The sequence below is a fragment of the Brachybacterium sp. AOP24-D1-21 genome (genome assembly GCF_052378665.1).
Taxonomy (GTDB): domain Bacteria; phylum Actinomycetota; class Actinomycetes; order Actinomycetales; family Dermabacteraceae; genus Brachybacterium.
The window spans coordinates 717,504-732,398 of sequence record NZ_JBQSXX010000002.1; the positions used below are offsets into that span (position 1 = coordinate 717,504).

Sequence of the window (14,895 nt, forward strand, 5' to 3'; positions counted from 1 at the left end):
GGTCAGGCCCAGGCCCATGCGCAGCAGCAGTCGCGGGCTCAGATGTCCCGGAACGTCTCGATCCGAGCTCCGAGCTTGTTGAGCCGGGCCGCCAGATCCTCGTAGCCACGGTTGATGACGTAGACGTTGCGCAGCACCGAGGTGCCCTTCGCGGAGAGCATCGCCAGCAGGATCACCACGGCCGGGCGCAGCGCCGGCGGGCAGACCAGCTCCGCGCCGCTCCACCGCGTCGGCCCTTCAATGAGCACTCGGTGCGGATCCATCAGCTTCACGTTCGCACCGAGCTTGGTGAGTTCGGTGAGGTAGATGGCGCGGTTCTCGTACACCCAGTCGTGGAGCATCGTCTGCCCCTCCGCGGTCGCGGCGATCACCGCGAAGAACGGAAGGTTGTCGATGTTCAAGCCGGGGAACGGCATGGGATGAATCTTGTCGATCGGTGCCTTCAGATCCGAGGCATGGGTGGTGATGTCCACCAGGCGGGTCTTCCCGTTCTCCGCCAGGTACTCCTCGGAGCGGTCGTACTGCAGGCCCATCTCCTCGAGCAGCGCGAGCTCGATCTCCATGAACTCGATCGGGACCCGGCGCACCGTGATGCTCGACCGGGTCACGATCGCGGCGGAGATGAGGCTCATCGCCTCGATCGGGTCCTCGCTGGGGGCGTAGTCGACGTCGGTGGAGATCGCGGACTTCCCCTGCACGCGCAGCGTGGTGGTGCCGATGCCCTCGATCGTCACACCGAGCTTCTCGAGGAAGAAGCACAGGTCCTGGACCATGTAGTTCGGGCTTGCGTTGCGGATGACGGTCTCGCCGTCGTAGAGCGCCGCGGCCAGCAGTGCGTTCTCGGTGACGGTGTCGCCGCGCTCGGTGAGCACGATCGGGCGCCGCGGCCCGGAGATCGGGGAGGTGCTGGCCTGGTAGTGGTGGTCGGTGGCCACCACCTCGAGACCGAAGTGGCGCAGCGCCGACATGTGCGGCTCGACCGTGCGGGTGCCCAGATCGCAGCCCCCCGCGTAGGGGAGCTGGAACTTCCCGGCGCGATGCAGCAGCGGACCCAGGAACATGATGATCGAGCGGGTGCGGCGGGCGGCGTCCGCGTCGATCGAGGAGAGGTCCAGGGTTGCCGGAACGCGCAGTTCGAGGTCGTTGTCCGCATTGAGCCAGGTGGCCTTCACGCCGATCGACGTGAGCACCTCGAGCAGCCGGTTGACCTCCTCGATGCGCGCGACCTTGCGCAGCACCGTGGTTCCCGTGTTCAGCAGCGACGCGCACAGCAGAGCAACGCCCGCGTTCTTCGACGACTTCACATCGATCACACCGGAGAGGGTGGTCTCGCCCTGCACGCGAAGGTGGCTCGGCCCGGAGGTCCCGAGGCCCACGAGCTCCGAGTCGAGCGCCGACCCGATCCTCGAAATGGTCTCCAGCGTGAGGTTCTGCTGACCCTTCTCGATGCGGTTCACGGCGCTCTGGCTCGTGCCGAGCTCGGTGGCGAGCTGGGCCTGGGTGAGGCCGGAGTGCTGACGGGCGTCACGGATCAGAGTGCCGATCCGTGCCAGGTAGTCCTCGTTCTCAGTCATCCAGCGACCGTAACTCACAGATGAGATATCTGCTGTTGAGTGGGGGTGCGGCGATGCTCACGTTGCCACATTGCGCCTGGTGGCGGTCACCCGCTGATCAGCAGCGGGAACCGGCCCCCGGCCAGGAGCACCCGCTGGGCGAGAGCCGGGTCATAGGGGCGCACCCGCAGTGGCATGCCCGCCTCCGCCGGAGTGCGGTCCGCCTTGCGGTTGTTGCACTCTTTGCAGGCGGAGACCAGATTCGTCCAGGACGACGGGCCTCCGCGAGAGACCGGGAGGATGTGGTCCACAGTGGCGAGCAGGCCCTCGCACGGTGGGCTCTTGGAGACGGGCCGCCCGCAGTACGCGCAGGTCCAGCGATCCCGCTCATGGATCGCCCGATAGGAGAAGCCGATCGAGCGCTGCCCAGCGCCCTCCACCCAGGCCCCGCTCAGCTCACGGGTGAGCTCGAGAGCAGTGGGGAGGATCCTGTCCTGGACGATCGTGAGCTCGACCGGGTTCGCGACCTCCCGCCGGATCATGCCGAAGGCGTGGCGCACGCTGGTGGTGTGCAGGAGCTCGCCGATCCCGGTCTCGGGGTCGAATCCGAGGTTGTAGACCCGCACCTGTGCCATCGAGTCACCTCCGATGTTCGGCTGCTGCGTGCAGCCCGGAACCGGTGTGCAGCTCGTGATGCTCGAGGCCCCGGGCATCTCCAGTGTTGTCGATCACAGCCTCCAGGGCCATCGAATTCTTGCGGACGGTCGGGTGGCCGCGGCCTGCACGGCAACCGAACACTGCGTGTCGCCCTGCGCGCCGCGGTCCTAGGATCAGGGGTGGGAGTCGAACAGCTCGAGCTCGTCGCCGTCGTCGGCGTGCTGCTGATCGTCGCGTCCTCCTACTTCGCCGGGAAGTTCGGAGTTGCCACTCCGATCGTGCTGGTGCTGCTCGGGCTGGGGCTGAGCTTCCTGCCCGGGATGCGGGTCCGCATCGAGCGCTGGTTGCAGCGGCATCATGCCGACTCCCGGTTCTACGCCGGCAATGGGCTGGGCCTGCGCGGCGGGGCCGTGATCGCATGGGCCGGGATGCGCGGTGTGGTCACCCTCGCCGCCGCCCAGTCGCTGCCCCTGGACTTCCCCTACCGTTCGCAGCTGGTCCTGCTCGCCTTCGTCGTGGCACTGGTGACCCTGGTGGGCCAGGGCGGGACCCTGCCGCTGCTGATCCGGGTGCTCGGCATCCGCGGCACCGATGAGGAGCAGGCCCAGCGCGAGCTCTCGCTGCTGCTGGGGGAGCTGCGGGAAGCCTCCGCTGTCCAAGTCCTCGACAACCCGGATCTGAAGCGGCGCGGCGGGGAGCCCTTCGACAGTGCAGTGCTGGAGAAGGTGCGGCAGCTCCACAACCGCTCCGCAGAGCCTGGTCGATCCGGTGCCCCGGAATCTCCGGAGGCGCAGCTGCCGGAGCTCACCCAGCTGCTGCTGGAAGTCCAGCAGGACGCCCTCAATGAGGCGCGCTCGATCGGGGCTTACGACTCCGGCACCATCGCCCGTGCTCAGCGGATGCTCGATGCGGGCGCCGCGCGGCGGGGCGGGCTGTGAGCGGTCGCTGGCATGAGGGGGCTCGTGGCGTCATGCTGGAGGGATGATGGACGAGCAGCAGGCACAGCAGCGCGAGCGGGAGCTGGTGCTGTCGGAGTACGGGACCTGGAGGGTCACGGCTGATGACGATGCCCCGGCCGTCGAAGAGGTCCGTACGCTCGAGACGCTGCTGCGGCTCAAGGCAGATCAGCTGAACAGCGCCGATCCCGGGCATTGGACCGAGGACCTCGTCGTCGAACTGCTCACCGAGGTGGTCCCGCGCACCGTGATCCAGCCACGTGAGCAGGTGATGGACATGGTGCCCACGCTGAAGCGGTTCTTCACCTATCTGCGTGAGACCGGGCGCTGGGATCCCGATTCGATGAGCGTCGACGCGGTGCCCGCGAAGCTCGCCGAGCTCGAGTTCGCGGCCCTCGAGGCGGCCGATGACCCCACCCGCCGCTCCTTCTCCACCAACATCCTGGGCTATGGGATGAGCCTCGGCATCGATCTCGAGGACGAGCAGGAGCTCGCCGCCTATATGCACTGGTACAACTCACTGGCCGACGAGGAGCGTGTCGCCTTGAGCGAGACCGGCCGGCTCGATGCTCCCGCACGGCCCTACGACCGCCTTGCCGCGCTGAGAGCTGTGCAGGAGGAGGCGGAGATACCGGCGGGCTGGCCCTGGTTCCTGCCGGAGCCTTCCGCCTCGCGCGAGGCGCTGATGTCGCTCGACCTCGAGCAGGACGCCGAGGACTATGCGACCAACAGCTTCGTGCGCTGCACCGTCGCACTGCTGGAGTTCGTGGGCCAGGGGAGGCGGGTGACCGCCACCGGTGCGCTCGGGCGGGCGGACGCCGCTGCGCTGTTGGCGCGGTGCGGGCTCGAGCGGAACGTCCGCAGCATGTGGGACCACCCGGAGATCGTCGGCCCCTGGGTGACTCTGCGAGACGGCGGCTGGCTCGAGGTCAGCGCCGGCCGGGTGCATCGGGAACGGGGCCCGATCCCCTTCGTCGCTGCTGCGGAGGATTCTGCCGGGTTCGTCGAGTTCGGCCATGCGGTGCTGACGGCGCTGCTGCTGGGAAGGGATGCCCGGGACGTCGAGGACGGCGGCTTCCGGGGGATGCCGGACACGCTGGCCGCCCTGATGATCGCCTGCCGCGAGGGTGGACTGCGGATGCAGGACCTCCGCAGCGCGGACCCGTCGGTACTCGAGGATCGTGAGGAGGTCGCGCGGTGGATGCGGGTGAGGCACGACCTGGAGGGCCTGGTGGCGCTCGGGGCGCTCGAGCAGGATCAGGACCTCTTCACCGGCTCGGAGGCGCTGCTCGTGGCGGTGGTGGCGCTGCTGCGCGACTGAGCGCAGACAGGTGACTCATTGGACACTTGTCCAAGTCCTCCTAGGGTGGGGAGATGGCATCCACCGCAGAGCCCGTCGCCGTCCCTCCGATCCGCCGCCTCCAGCTCATCGCCATCACCCTGGTCGGGCTGCTCGCCGTGCTGACCTTCCTGCTCTCGATCGCGATCGGCGGAGAGGCGGGAGCGACGCTGAACACGGTCGCCGGCGGGCTCGGGATCCTCTGCGCGGTGATCGGCGTCAGCTTCGCCGTCGTGGGGAATCGGCGATGATCGTCCTGCTCAGCGTCGTCGGCGCGATCGCGGTGCTCTGCTTCGTCCTCTTCCTGGCCCTCGGGCTGCTCAAGGGCTGGGGCGACCCCAGCGCCCGGCTGCTGCTGCGGGCAGCCGGGGGATTGGGCATCGTGTGCGCCGTGATCGGCGTCCTGCTCCCCGTGCTGGGGAGCTGAGTCCGGACGCTCAGCGCACGCCGCGCATCGCGGTGCCCACGGGCTTGGCGATCAGCAGCATGAGCAGGCCGATCGCGATCGTGACCGCGCCCAGCGCGCCGAAGTACCCCACCTCGTTCTCCGCCGAGTAGAAGGTCGCCAGCGATCCGGACAGCGAGGTGCCCAGCGCGACCGAGAGGTTGTACAGCGCCATCATCATCACCGGGTAGGCCCGCGGCGCCAGCTTGGTGGCGAGCGAGAGCCCGACGGGGGAGAGCCACAGCTCGCCGACGGTGGCGACCAGCATGATCAGCGCGATCCACATCACCGGCACCTTGACCACGGACGCCATCGGCAGGAACAGCAGGAACGCGGTGCCCATCAGGATGATGCCCACGCCGAACTTCCGCGGCGTGGAGGGCTGGCGCGGGCCGAGCTTCGTCCAGACCGCCGCCAGCACCGGGGCCAGCGCGATGATGAAGAACGGGTTGAAGGACTGCACCCACGAGATCGGCATCGTCCAGCCGAAGATCTCGCGATCCAGGCGAGTGTCCGAGTACAGGGTGATCACGGTGAACTGCTGCTGGAACAGTGCGAAGAATGCGGCGGTGCCGATGAACAGCGGGATGAACGCGAGCACCCGGGAGTGCTCGTCGGCGTCGAGCTTCTTCGAGGCGAGCAGCAGAGCGAAGATGACGATCGCGCCGACCACCGCGAGGCCCGCGACGACGGTGGCGAGGTTCCCGGCGTTCAGCGTCCCGGTGAGTACCAGCACCAGCACCAGCGCCACGGTGCCCGCGGCGATCCCGGCCCACAGCGGGTACTGCGAGCGCGGCAGGGGATCGGGCACGGCATGGACGCTCTCGGGCAGGCCCTTGCGGGTCAGCGCGTACTGGAGCAGGCCCACGGCCATGCCCACGGCCGCGAGGGCGAAGCCCAGGTGGAAGCCCCACAGCTGCTGTGCGAAGCCGGTGATCAGCGGGCCCAGCAGGCCGCCGATGTTGATGCCCATGTAGTAGATCGAGAAGCCTGCGTCGCGTCGCGGATCATCACGCGAGTAGAGCGAACCCACCAGGGTCGCGGCAGTGGACTTCAGTCCGCCCGAGCCGACGCCCACCAGCAGCAGACCGGTGATCAATCCGGGGATCCCGGGCAGTGCGGCCAGGGCGATGTGCCCCAGCATGATCATCACGGCGCTGCCGAAGAGGGTCTTCTCCGGGCCCAGCAACCGGTCCGAGACCAGTGCGCCCAGGATCGAGAAGAGATACACCGAACCGCCGTAGGCGCCGACGATGCCGAGCGCGACGGTCTCGTCGATCCCGAGCCCGCCCTCGGTGGCGGCGAAATACATGTAGATCGCGAGGATGCCCTGCATCCCGTAGAAGCTGAAGCGCTCCCACAGCTCGACGCTGAACAGGTTCGCCAGCGGTCCCGGCTGACCCAGGAAGCTGCGGCCGGAGGGGTTGTGCGGATCCACGCCGGGAGGGGTGGGATCCAGTGCAGGGCCGTCTGAAGAATTCACGGTGAGCCATCTTGCGACATGTGGTATCGCAATTCAACACAGGGGGCGGGCTGTGTGATACGTCAGTCGCCGAGAACGGCAGAACCTCGCTGCGCCGGTGACGGGGAGAGGTCCGGCAGCTCCCGGATGCCGAACTCGTGCGCGAGGACCCGGCGCGCGGCGTGCCAGCCGGACATGCCGTGCACCCCCGGTCCCGGCGGGGTCGCCTGGGAGCACAGGTACCAGCCGGTCTCCGCCAGGCGATAGGGATCCAGGCGCGCGGTGGGACGGGCGATCATCCCGGTCATCGTGACCCGGCCCATGGAGATGTCGCCGCCGACGAGGGCAGGGTTGTGGAGGGACATCTGCGAGGCGGGGATCCCCTGGGAAGCGACGATCAGGTCGCGGAAGCCGGGAGCGAAGCGCTCGATCTGGCGGGTCACCAGCTCCGTGGGGTCGGTGGTGTCCCCGGCGGGCATATGGGCGTAGGCCCAGAGCGGGCGCAGTCCGCCCTGGATCCGGGAGGGGTCCGCGATCGATGGATCACTGACCAGCGCCATCGGATGCTCGGGCACGCGCCCCGCGGCGACCTGCGCCTCGGCGTGCGCCATCTGCGCGCGAGTGCCGCCGAGGTGCTGGGTCCCGGCCTCACCCACCTCGGGATCCCGCCAGGGCACGGGGCCGGACAGCACGAAGTCGACCTTCGCCGCGGCATCGCCATGGGGGAAACGGCGCAGCGCCCGTTCGAGCGAGGCCGGCAGCCGGTTCGCGAGGATGTCCGCCGCGGCACCCGCCGGGGTGTCCAGCAGCACCGCCCGAGCGGGCGGCACATCACGCCAGGTGCGCACGTGATGGCCGGTGAGGATCTGCCCTCCATGGGCCTGCAGGTCCTCCACCAGGACATCGATGATCGACTGCGAGCCGCCGACGGGGATCGGCCAGCCGACCCCGTGGCCGATCGCGCTGAGCAGCCCCGCGGTCGCCGACAGCGCGAGCGAGGGCAGCGTGCCGATGGCATGGGCGGCCACGCCGCCCAGCAGGGCGCGGGCCCGCTCGGTGCGGAAGGGCAGATTCCACGCCGCGGTGCCCTGGAGGCCGATCAGGGCGCCGAAGACCGGCGCGGCCAGCAGCGTCCGTGGGGTCAGCAGCGCCGATGGGATCGAGCGCTTGTCCCCGAGGGCGATCTCGACGACCAGGTCCTGATGGCGGGCGAGAGTGCCGACGGTGGCGCGCCAGGCGGGGCCGTCGGCGCCGAGACCGTCCACGGTGCGCTCGAGGTCGTGCCAGGCGATCGCCGCGGGCTGATCGTCCAGGGGCTGGGCGTAGGAGGCGGTCGGGGCGATCGCCCGGACTCCGCGGGCCTGCACGTCGAAGGCCTCGAAGAAGGGGCTCGCCAGGGCCAGGGGGTGCGCGGCGGAGCAGATGTCGTGCACGATCCCGGTCGCCAGGCCGAGATCGAGGGTGCGGGCACCGCCACCGATCGTCGGCTGGGACTCGAGCACCTGCACCGAGAGCCCGGCCCGGGCGAGGGTGACGGCGGCGGCGAGGCCGTTGGGTCCTGAACCCACCACGACCGCGTCGACCTCTGGCAGGGACTGTGTGCTCATCGGCCCAGCCTAGAGGAGGTGCGATCTCCCTCCCCATTCATTTACGTAAGCGGCACGTAGCGTAAACTGGACCACATGCAGACCACCACTGAATCGCCTGCCCCCGCCGAGACTGCCGCGGAGCGCTCCGCGCGCCGTCCCCAGTCCCAGGCCGTGCTGGAGGTGCTGAGCAAGACCCGCATCTCGCCACGCCTGCTGCGCCTCACCCTCGGCGGCGAGGGCTACGCCGCGCTGAACCGCAACGAGCACACCGACGCCTACGTCAAGCTGCTCATCGCGGACCCGGCGTCCGGCCTGCAGCCCCCGTATGACATGGAGGCGCTTCGCGAGCACAGCCCGGAGCTGCTGCCTGCGCGCCGCACCTACACCGTGCGCCGCTGGGATGACGAGAACCAGCGTCTCGAGCTCGACGTCGTCCTCCACGGCGACGGGCAGGACAACGGCGTCGCCGCCCGCTGGGCCGACGAGGCACAGCCGGGGGAGCGCATCGCCATGTCCGGTGCCGGCGGTGGCTACACCCCGCAGCCGGAGACTCGCCGTCACCTGATGATCGGCGACCACGCCGCCGTCCCCGCGATCGCCGCCGCCCTTGAGACGATGGCCCCCGGTGCGGTCGGCACGGTGCTCATCCAGCTCGAGAGCGAGGAGGACCGCCTCACGCTCGAGCATCCCGCCGGGGTGGAGCTGAACTGGCTGATCGGCGAGCGCGAGCTGCTGGTCGATGCGGTCGCCGCGCTCGACCTCACCGACCACGACGGCCTGCAGGTGTTCTGCCACGTCGAACGGGGCATCACCAAGCAGCTGCGCCGGGTGCTGGTGAAGGAGTCCGGCATCCCTCGCGCGCAGATCTCGATCTCCGCCTACTGGGCTCTGGGACGCATCGAGGACCAGTTCCAGGCGGAGAAGCGCGAGCCGGTCGGCAGGATCGACGACTGAGACGGAGCACCCGTCATGGACCTGATCATCGGACCCGACGAGCTGGCCCGCCCTGCCTGGGCGTCCACGCACGATGACCTGCGCCTCTATTACGACACCGAGTGGGGGATGCCGGTGCGGGACGAGCGCGGCGTCTTCGAACGGCTCGCGCTCGAGGGCTTCCAGTCCGGGCTGAGCTGGGCCACGATCCTGCGCCGTCGGGAGGGCTTTCGGCGGGCCTTCGTGGGCTTCGACATCGAGGCCGTCGCGGGCTTCGGCTCCGAGGACGTCGAGCGTCTGCTGGGGGACGCGGGCATCATCCGGCACCGCGGGAAGATCGAGGCGACCATCTCCAATGCTCGCGCGACGATCGCGCTGCGGGACGAGCGAGGCCCGGGGACCACGCTCGCGGATCTGGTGTGGTCCTACCGGCCGGCGCGGACTCCGCTGCCCCGCACCCCGGCGGAGGTGCCCACCACGAGCGTCGAATCGGTGGCGCTGGCGAAGGAGCTCAAGCGCCGCGGCTTCCGGTTCGTCGGCCCCACCACCATGTTCGCGCTGATGGAGGCGCTGGGGGTGGTCGACACCCACCTGCTGGGCTCCCATCGCCGGGGCAGCTCGGGGATCTGGGCCGCCGACGGCACAGCAGTCGACGGCACAGTGGTCGCGGAGGGCCATAGTCCGTCATAGATCTCGCGCGCCGTCCCCGCGCCGTCCGACGATGATCCGGTGAGCACCGGAGACCTCGAGGAGGCGTCATGAGCACGGCAGGGATACACGCGGGATGGGCTCCCGCCGTCGACGGCCATCACGCGCTGACGCCGCCCGTCTACACCTCGAGCGCCTACGCTCAGACCTCCCACTCCGCGCTCAAGGCGCTGTTCGAGCGGCGCGCCGAGGGCTACGCGTACTCCCGCTCCGGGAATCCGACCACGGCGGTGCTCGAGCAGCGGATCAGCGCACTGGAGCACGGGATCGGCGCGATCGCCGTCGCCTCGGGCCAATCCGCGACCACGATCGCGCTGTGTGCGCTGGCCGCCCCCGGGGGGCACGTGGTCGCCTCCTCACGGCTCTACGGAGGCACCACCGAGCTCCTCGACGACACCCTCGCCGACTTCGGTGTCACCTGCACGGTCGCGGATCCGTGGGATCTCGTCGCCTGGGAGGCCGCCTTCACCGAGCGCACCCGGGCGGCGATCGTGGAGTCCATCGCGAATCCGGGCGCCCAGCTGGTGGACCTCGCCGCGCTGACCGCCATCGCCCATGCGCATGGCGTCCCCGTGGTCGTCGACTCCACGCTCGCCAGTCCCGCCCTCTACCGGCCCGGGGAACACGGCGCCGATCTGGTGGTGCACTCCGCCACCAAGTACCTGTGCGGGCACGGCACCACCATCGCCGGGCTGATCGTGGACACCGGCCGCTTCGATCCGCGCCGACGACCCGAGCGCTGGCAGCGGCTCACCACCCCGAACCGGCGCTTCGGCGTGACCTTCTCCGACGAGTACCGGCGCGGAGGTTCCGGCCTGCTGGCCTACGCCCGCGCCAAGTACGTCACCGACTTCGGCACCGCCCTGCCCGCCGCGAGCGCCCAGCAGATCCTGGTGGGCATCGAGACCCTCGACCTGCGGATGGGCAAGGTCAGCGCGGACGCCGCCTCGCTGGCGGGCAGGTTGCACGGGCTGCCGGGGGTGAGCGCAGTCGAGCACCCCAGCATCCCGGGTCGCCCGGATGCGCACCTCGCGCGGCGAGACTTCCCGCGGGGCACCTCCGGGGTGTTCTCCCTCGAGCTCGCAGGGGGAGAGGCGGCGGCCGCGGCCTTCTGCGATGCGCTCTCGCTGTGGACCATCGCGGTGAATCTCGGCGATGCCCGCTCCCTGGTCTGTCATCCCGGGACCACCACCCATTCGCACCTGAGCGAGGGTCAGCGCTCTGCCTGCGGAGTCGGGCCGGGGACCGTGCGGCTCAGCGTCGGGCTCGAGGACCTCGAGGATCTGTGGGCGGATCTCGTGCGGGGGCTCGAGGCGGCCCAGGCGGTGAGCACGGCGGTGCCGACGGAGGCGTGACTCCCGTCGCCTCGGGGAAGAACTCGTGAGCGGGTGCCGTTGTGCCCGGTATGGAGAGCTCAGCGCGCACCGCGGATGTGGTGGTGATCGGCGCCGGACAGGCGGGGCTCTCCGCCGCATATCACCTGCTGCGGCGAGGCGGGCTGGAGGTCGTGATCCTCGATGCGGAGGAGGGCCCGGGCGGGGCCTGGCGCCACCGCTGGGACAGCCTCACCATGGCGACGGTGAACGGAATCCGTGAGCTGCCGGGCATGCCCGTTGTCGAGGCGGCAGGACACCTGCCCTCGAACCTCGCTGTGCCGGCGTATTTCGAGGACTTCGAGCGGCGCTTCGAGGTGCCGATCGAGCGTCCGGTGCGAGTGACGCTGGTGGAGGACGATCCGTCGGCGGATCCTGATGTCGGCGGGCAGCTCCCGCTGCTGGTGCACTCCGTCGGAGCCGATGGCATGCGGCGGGCCCCGGTGCGGACGCGCGCCGTGTTCAACGCGACCGGTACCTGGACCCGGCCGTTCCGGCCCGCCTACCCGGGGGCGAAGGACTTCCGCGGCCGCCAGCTGCACACCGCCGACTACCGCAGCGCCGAGGACTTCACCGGGAAGCGGGTGGGGATCATCGGCGGTGGCATCAGCGCGCTGGGACATCTGCTCGAGATCGCCGAGGTGGGCGCGACTTTCTGGTACACCCGCCGGGAGCCTGTCCTCGCGGACCGACCCTTCACCGAAGAGGTGGGACGCGAGGTCATCGCCGGAGTGACCGAGAGGGTGCAGCAGGGACTGCCGGTGCGCAGCGTCGTCTCCGCGACCGGACTGGCCTGGACCCCGGAACTGCGAGAGGCTCAGCGCCGCGGGATCCTCGAGCGTCGGCCGATGTTCACGGCCATCACGCCGGACGGGGTGCAGGAGGCAGATGGTTCAGCGAGGTCGCTGGACGTGCTGCTGTGGGCGACCGGGTTCCGACACGAGCTGCGCCATCTGCGGCCGCTGTCCCTGCACAATCGTCGCGGAGGCATCATGATGGACGGCACCGCCGTGGCCCGTGATCCCCGGATCCATCTGATCGGCTACGGCCCCGGCGCCTCGACCATCGGTGCCAACCGTGCTGGCCGGGCCGCCGTGAAGCGCCTGGTCAAAGACCTCGCCGCCGAGCGCCAGCCCGCCTAGGGTGGAGGCCATGGACGAGACGCCGCAGACCCTGCCCCCACTGCCCGAGGATGGGGTGCGGCGCGTGCTGTGCATCGTCGCCCATCCCGACGACATGGAGTACGGGGCCTCGGCCGCCGTCGCCGCCTGGACTGCAGCCGGGGTCGAGGTGAGCTACCTGCTGCTCACCCGTGGTGAAGCCGGGATGGCCGAGGAACCGGATGTCGTCGGCCCTCTGCGGGAGCGGGAGCAGCGCCGGGCCTGCGAGATCGTCGGGGTCTCCGATCTGCGGTATCTCGATCACCCGGACGGGATGCTCGAGGGCTCTCTCGCCCTGCGCCGGGACATCGCCCGGGTGGTGCGGACAGTGCGGCCGGACCTGGTGCTGACGACGAACTTCGAGGTCGAGGCGTACGGCGGCCTCAACCAGGCCGACCACCGTGCGGCCGGTCTCGCCGCGGTGGACGGCACCCGCGACGCCGCGAACCCGTGGGTGTTCCGGGAGCTGGGTGAGGTCGAGGGGCTCGAGGCGTGGAGCGCCCGCGCCCTGCTCGTGGCCGGACATCCTGCGCCGACCCATGCCAAGAGCGTCGACGCCGGGCAGGTGCAGGCGGCGGTGGACTCGCTGCGCGCCCACGAGGCGTATCTCGCCCACGTTGCGGGGCACCCGCTGCCCGAGGAGTTCATCCCCGGGATCCTCACCGGTGGGGGAGAGGCCGCAGGGAGCGAGCACGCGGTGGTGCTGCGGGTGTTCGAGCTCTGACCTCCGACCGCTGAGCGCCACTGACGCGCCACCGACCGCTCGGTCGTCGTTGGTTGCCGGTCTCGGCGGCGGGCTCCTACGGTGGAGGCACCAGGCACGATCTGCCTCGAAAGGAGTCACGATGAGCACCCTGCACGACGGCCTCGCACTCGACCAGGTCCCAGAACTCGCCGCCCAGCTGCGCGTCGACTCGATCCGCGCCTCGACGAGCGCTGGGTCCGGCCACCCCACCTCCAGCCTCTCCGCCGCGGATCTGCTGGCCACCCTCATGGCGCGGCATCTGCGCTACGACTGGGACGCCCCCGAGGCTCCCGGCAACGACCATCTGATCTTCTCCAAGGGCCACGCCTCACCGCTGCTGTACTCGGTATACCGAGCCGCCGGAGTCATCAGCGATGAGGAACTGATGGAGGGCTACCGCCGCTTCGACCAGCGACTCGAGGGCCACCCCACCCCGGTGCTGCCCTGGGTGGACGTCGCCACCGGCTCGCTCGGGCAGGGACTGCCCGACGGGGTCGGCATCGCACTCGCCGGCAAGCACCTGGAGCAGGCCCCCTACCGGGTGTGGGTCCTCACCGGGGACAGCGAACTGGCCGAGGGCTCCATGTGGGAGGCCTTCGCCACCGCATCGCACTATCAGCTGACCAACCTGGTCACGATCGTGGACGTGAACCGGCTCGGCCAGCGCGGCGAGACCGCGCTCGGCTGGGACCTCGGCACCTACGCCGCCCGGGTCGAGGCCTTCGGCGCGAAGGCCGTGATCATCGACGGGCACGACGTCACGAAGATCGACGAGGCGCTGGCGCTGGCCGATGGCGAGCTCGAGAAGCCGCTGGTGATCCTCGCCCGCACGATCAAGGGCAAGGGCATCCCCGGCGTCGAGGACGAGAGCGGCTGGCACGGCAAGCCGATGCCCGAGGAGAAGTCCGAGGAGGCGATCGCGACGCTCGGCGGCGAGAGGTCCCTGCTGGTGCGCGGCCAGAAGCCGCCCGAGATCGAGCCGGCCGACCGCACCCTGCGCGGCACGGTGGAGCTGCCCACCTTCGAGAGGGGCGAGGAGGTCGCGACGCGGAAGGCCTACGGTCCGGCGCTGGTCGCCCTCGCGAAGGTCGATCCCCGGGTGGTCGCCCTGGATGGGGAGGTCTCGAACTCCACCGGTGTCGCCGACTTCGTCGAGGCCTATCCCGAGCGCTTCTTCGAGATGTTCATCGCGGAGCAGCAGATGGTCGCGGCGGCCACCGGGCTCTCCACCCGCGGATACCTCGCCTTCGCCTCGACCTTCGCCGCCTTCCTCACCCGTGCCGCCGACTTCCTCCGCATGGCCCCGGTCTCCCGGGTCGACCTGCGACTGGTCGGCTCCCACGCGGGGGTCGAGATCGGCGCCGACGGCCCCTCGCAGATGGGCCTCGAGGACCTCGCGATGATCGCCGCGACCCAGGGCTCGACCGTGCTCTACCCCAGCGACGCGACGTCCACGGCAGCACTGGTGGTGGAGATGGCCGACATCCCAGGGGTGAGCTACCTGCGCACCACACGCGGTGGATATCCCGTGCTCTACGGGCCCGAGGAGTCGTTCCCCGTCGGCGGGTCGAAGACCCTGCGCAGCTCCCCGGAGGATGCCGTCACGCTGGTCGGCGCCGGGGTGACGCTCCACGAGGCGCTGGCCGCCGCGGAGGCCCTCGCCTCGCAGGGGATCAGGGCCCGGGTGATCGACGCCTACTCGATCAAGCCGATCGACGCCGAGGGCCTGCGCGAGGCCGTCGCCGCGACCGGTGGGCGGATCGTGGTGGCCGAGGACCACCACGCCGAGGGCGGTCTGGGCGCGGCAGTGCTCGCGGCGCTGGCCGCCGAACCGCTCACCGACCTGCACCTCAAGCACCTCGCCGTCGACGGCGTGCCCGGTTCCGGCACGCCCGCGGAGCTGCTGGACTGGGCCGGGATCGACGCCGCGCACATCGCCGCGGCGGCGCGGGCCACCCTGGAGGGGTGAGCGCCC

The 14,895-nt window shown here is 70.4% G+C and carries 14 protein-coding genes; 10 read left to right on the plus strand and 4 right to left on the minus strand.

Features of this window, described 5'->3' with window-relative positions:
* Positions 1 to 38: 38 nt before the first annotated feature.
* Both ACT3UF_RS17945 and ACT3UF_RS17950 read right to left on the minus strand, forming a co-directional pair.
* The gene (locus ACT3UF_RS17945; protein ID WP_441442879.1) at positions 39 to 1,574 is read right to left on the minus strand and encodes a UDP-N-acetylglucosamine 1-carboxyvinyltransferase; all 1,536 of its coding nucleotides are present in this window, start codon (positions 1,572 to 1,574) and stop codon (positions 39 to 41) included.
* Between the two features lie 86 nt (positions 1,575 to 1,660).
* Positions 1,661 to 2,188, minus strand: a complete 528-nt coding sequence (locus ACT3UF_RS17950; protein ID WP_441442880.1) for an HNH endonuclease — start codon at positions 2,186 to 2,188, stop codon at positions 1,661 to 1,663.
* Positions 2,189 to 2,389: 201 nt separating this feature from the next.
* On the opposite strand from ACT3UF_RS17950, the gene ACT3UF_RS17955 reads away from it, so the two are divergent.
* From ACT3UF_RS17955 to ACT3UF_RS17970, 4 genes are read left to right on the plus strand one after another with little or no spacing between them, the layout of a single operon-like run.
* Positions 2,390 to 3,148, plus strand: a complete 759-nt coding sequence (locus tag ACT3UF_RS17955; protein WP_441442881.1) for a hypothetical protein — start codon at positions 2,390 to 2,392, stop codon at positions 3,146 to 3,148.
* Positions 3,149 to 3,191: 43 nt separating this feature from the next.
* Positions 3,192 to 4,487: a hypothetical protein gene (locus ACT3UF_RS17960; RefSeq protein ID WP_441442882.1), complete on the plus strand. Its 1,296-nt coding sequence runs from the start codon at positions 3,192 to 3,194 to the stop codon at positions 4,485 to 4,487.
* Between the two features lie 53 nt (positions 4,488 to 4,540).
* The gene (locus ACT3UF_RS17965; protein WP_442332435.1) at positions 4,541 to 4,756 is read left to right on the plus strand and encodes a hypothetical protein; all 216 of its coding nucleotides are present in this window, start codon (positions 4,541 to 4,543) and stop codon (positions 4,754 to 4,756) included.
* A complete protein-coding gene (locus ACT3UF_RS17970; RefSeq protein WP_442332436.1) occupies positions 4,753 to 4,932 on the plus strand; it encodes a hypothetical protein in 180 nt (59 codons plus the stop codon). The genes ACT3UF_RS17965 and ACT3UF_RS17970 overlap by 4 nt, the downstream gene beginning before the upstream one ends.
* Before the next feature lie 10 nt (positions 4,933 to 4,942).
* Here ACT3UF_RS17970 and ACT3UF_RS17975 read toward each other — a convergent pair whose 3' ends face one another.
* The gene (locus tag ACT3UF_RS17975; protein WP_442332437.1) at positions 4,943 to 6,433 is read right to left on the minus strand and encodes a peptide MFS transporter; all 1,491 of its coding nucleotides are present in this window, start codon (positions 6,431 to 6,433) and stop codon (positions 4,943 to 4,945) included.
* Between the two features lie 62 nt (positions 6,434 to 6,495).
* Complete coding sequence (locus ACT3UF_RS17980) at positions 6,496 to 8,019, minus strand: phytoene desaturase family protein (RefSeq protein ID WP_444501906.1); 1,524 nt, start codon at positions 8,017 to 8,019, stop codon at positions 6,496 to 6,498.
* 75 nt (positions 8,020 to 8,094) lie between these two features.
* On the opposite strand from ACT3UF_RS17980, the gene ACT3UF_RS17985 reads away from it, so the two are divergent.
* The 6 genes from ACT3UF_RS17985 (at position 8,095) to ACT3UF_RS18010 (ending at position 14,889) form a co-directional block, all read left to right on the plus strand.
* Positions 8,095 to 8,955 (plus strand): siderophore-interacting protein, encoded by an 861-nt coding sequence (locus tag ACT3UF_RS17985; RefSeq protein ID WP_441442887.1) that lies wholly within the window; start codon positions 8,095 to 8,097, stop codon positions 8,953 to 8,955.
* Positions 8,956 to 8,970: 15 nt separating this feature from the next.
* A complete protein-coding gene (locus tag ACT3UF_RS17990; RefSeq protein ID WP_441442888.1) occupies positions 8,971 to 9,624 on the plus strand; it encodes a DNA-3-methyladenine glycosylase I in 654 nt (217 codons plus the stop codon).
* Positions 9,625 to 9,692: 68 nt separating this feature from the next.
* The gene (locus ACT3UF_RS17995) at positions 9,693 to 10,997 is read left to right on the plus strand and encodes an O-acetylhomoserine aminocarboxypropyltransferase/cysteine synthase family protein (RefSeq protein WP_441442889.1); all 1,305 of its coding nucleotides are present in this window, start codon (positions 9,693 to 9,695) and stop codon (positions 10,995 to 10,997) included.
* A gap of 50 nt (positions 10,998 to 11,047) precedes the next feature.
* A complete protein-coding gene (locus tag ACT3UF_RS18000; protein WP_441442890.1) occupies positions 11,048 to 12,157 on the plus strand; it encodes an FAD-dependent oxidoreductase in 1,110 nt (369 codons plus the stop codon).
* Positions 12,158 to 12,167: 10 nt separating this feature from the next.
* Entirely contained in the window at positions 12,168 to 12,899 is a 732-nt protein-coding gene (locus ACT3UF_RS18005) for a PIG-L deacetylase family protein (protein WP_441442891.1), read from the plus strand.
* A 121-nt stretch (positions 12,900 to 13,020) separates the two neighbouring features.
* Positions 13,021 to 14,889, plus strand: a complete 1,869-nt coding sequence (locus ACT3UF_RS18010; RefSeq protein WP_441442892.1) for a transketolase — start codon at positions 13,021 to 13,023, stop codon at positions 14,887 to 14,889.
* The last annotated feature ends 6 nt before the right edge of the window (positions 14,890 to 14,895 follow it).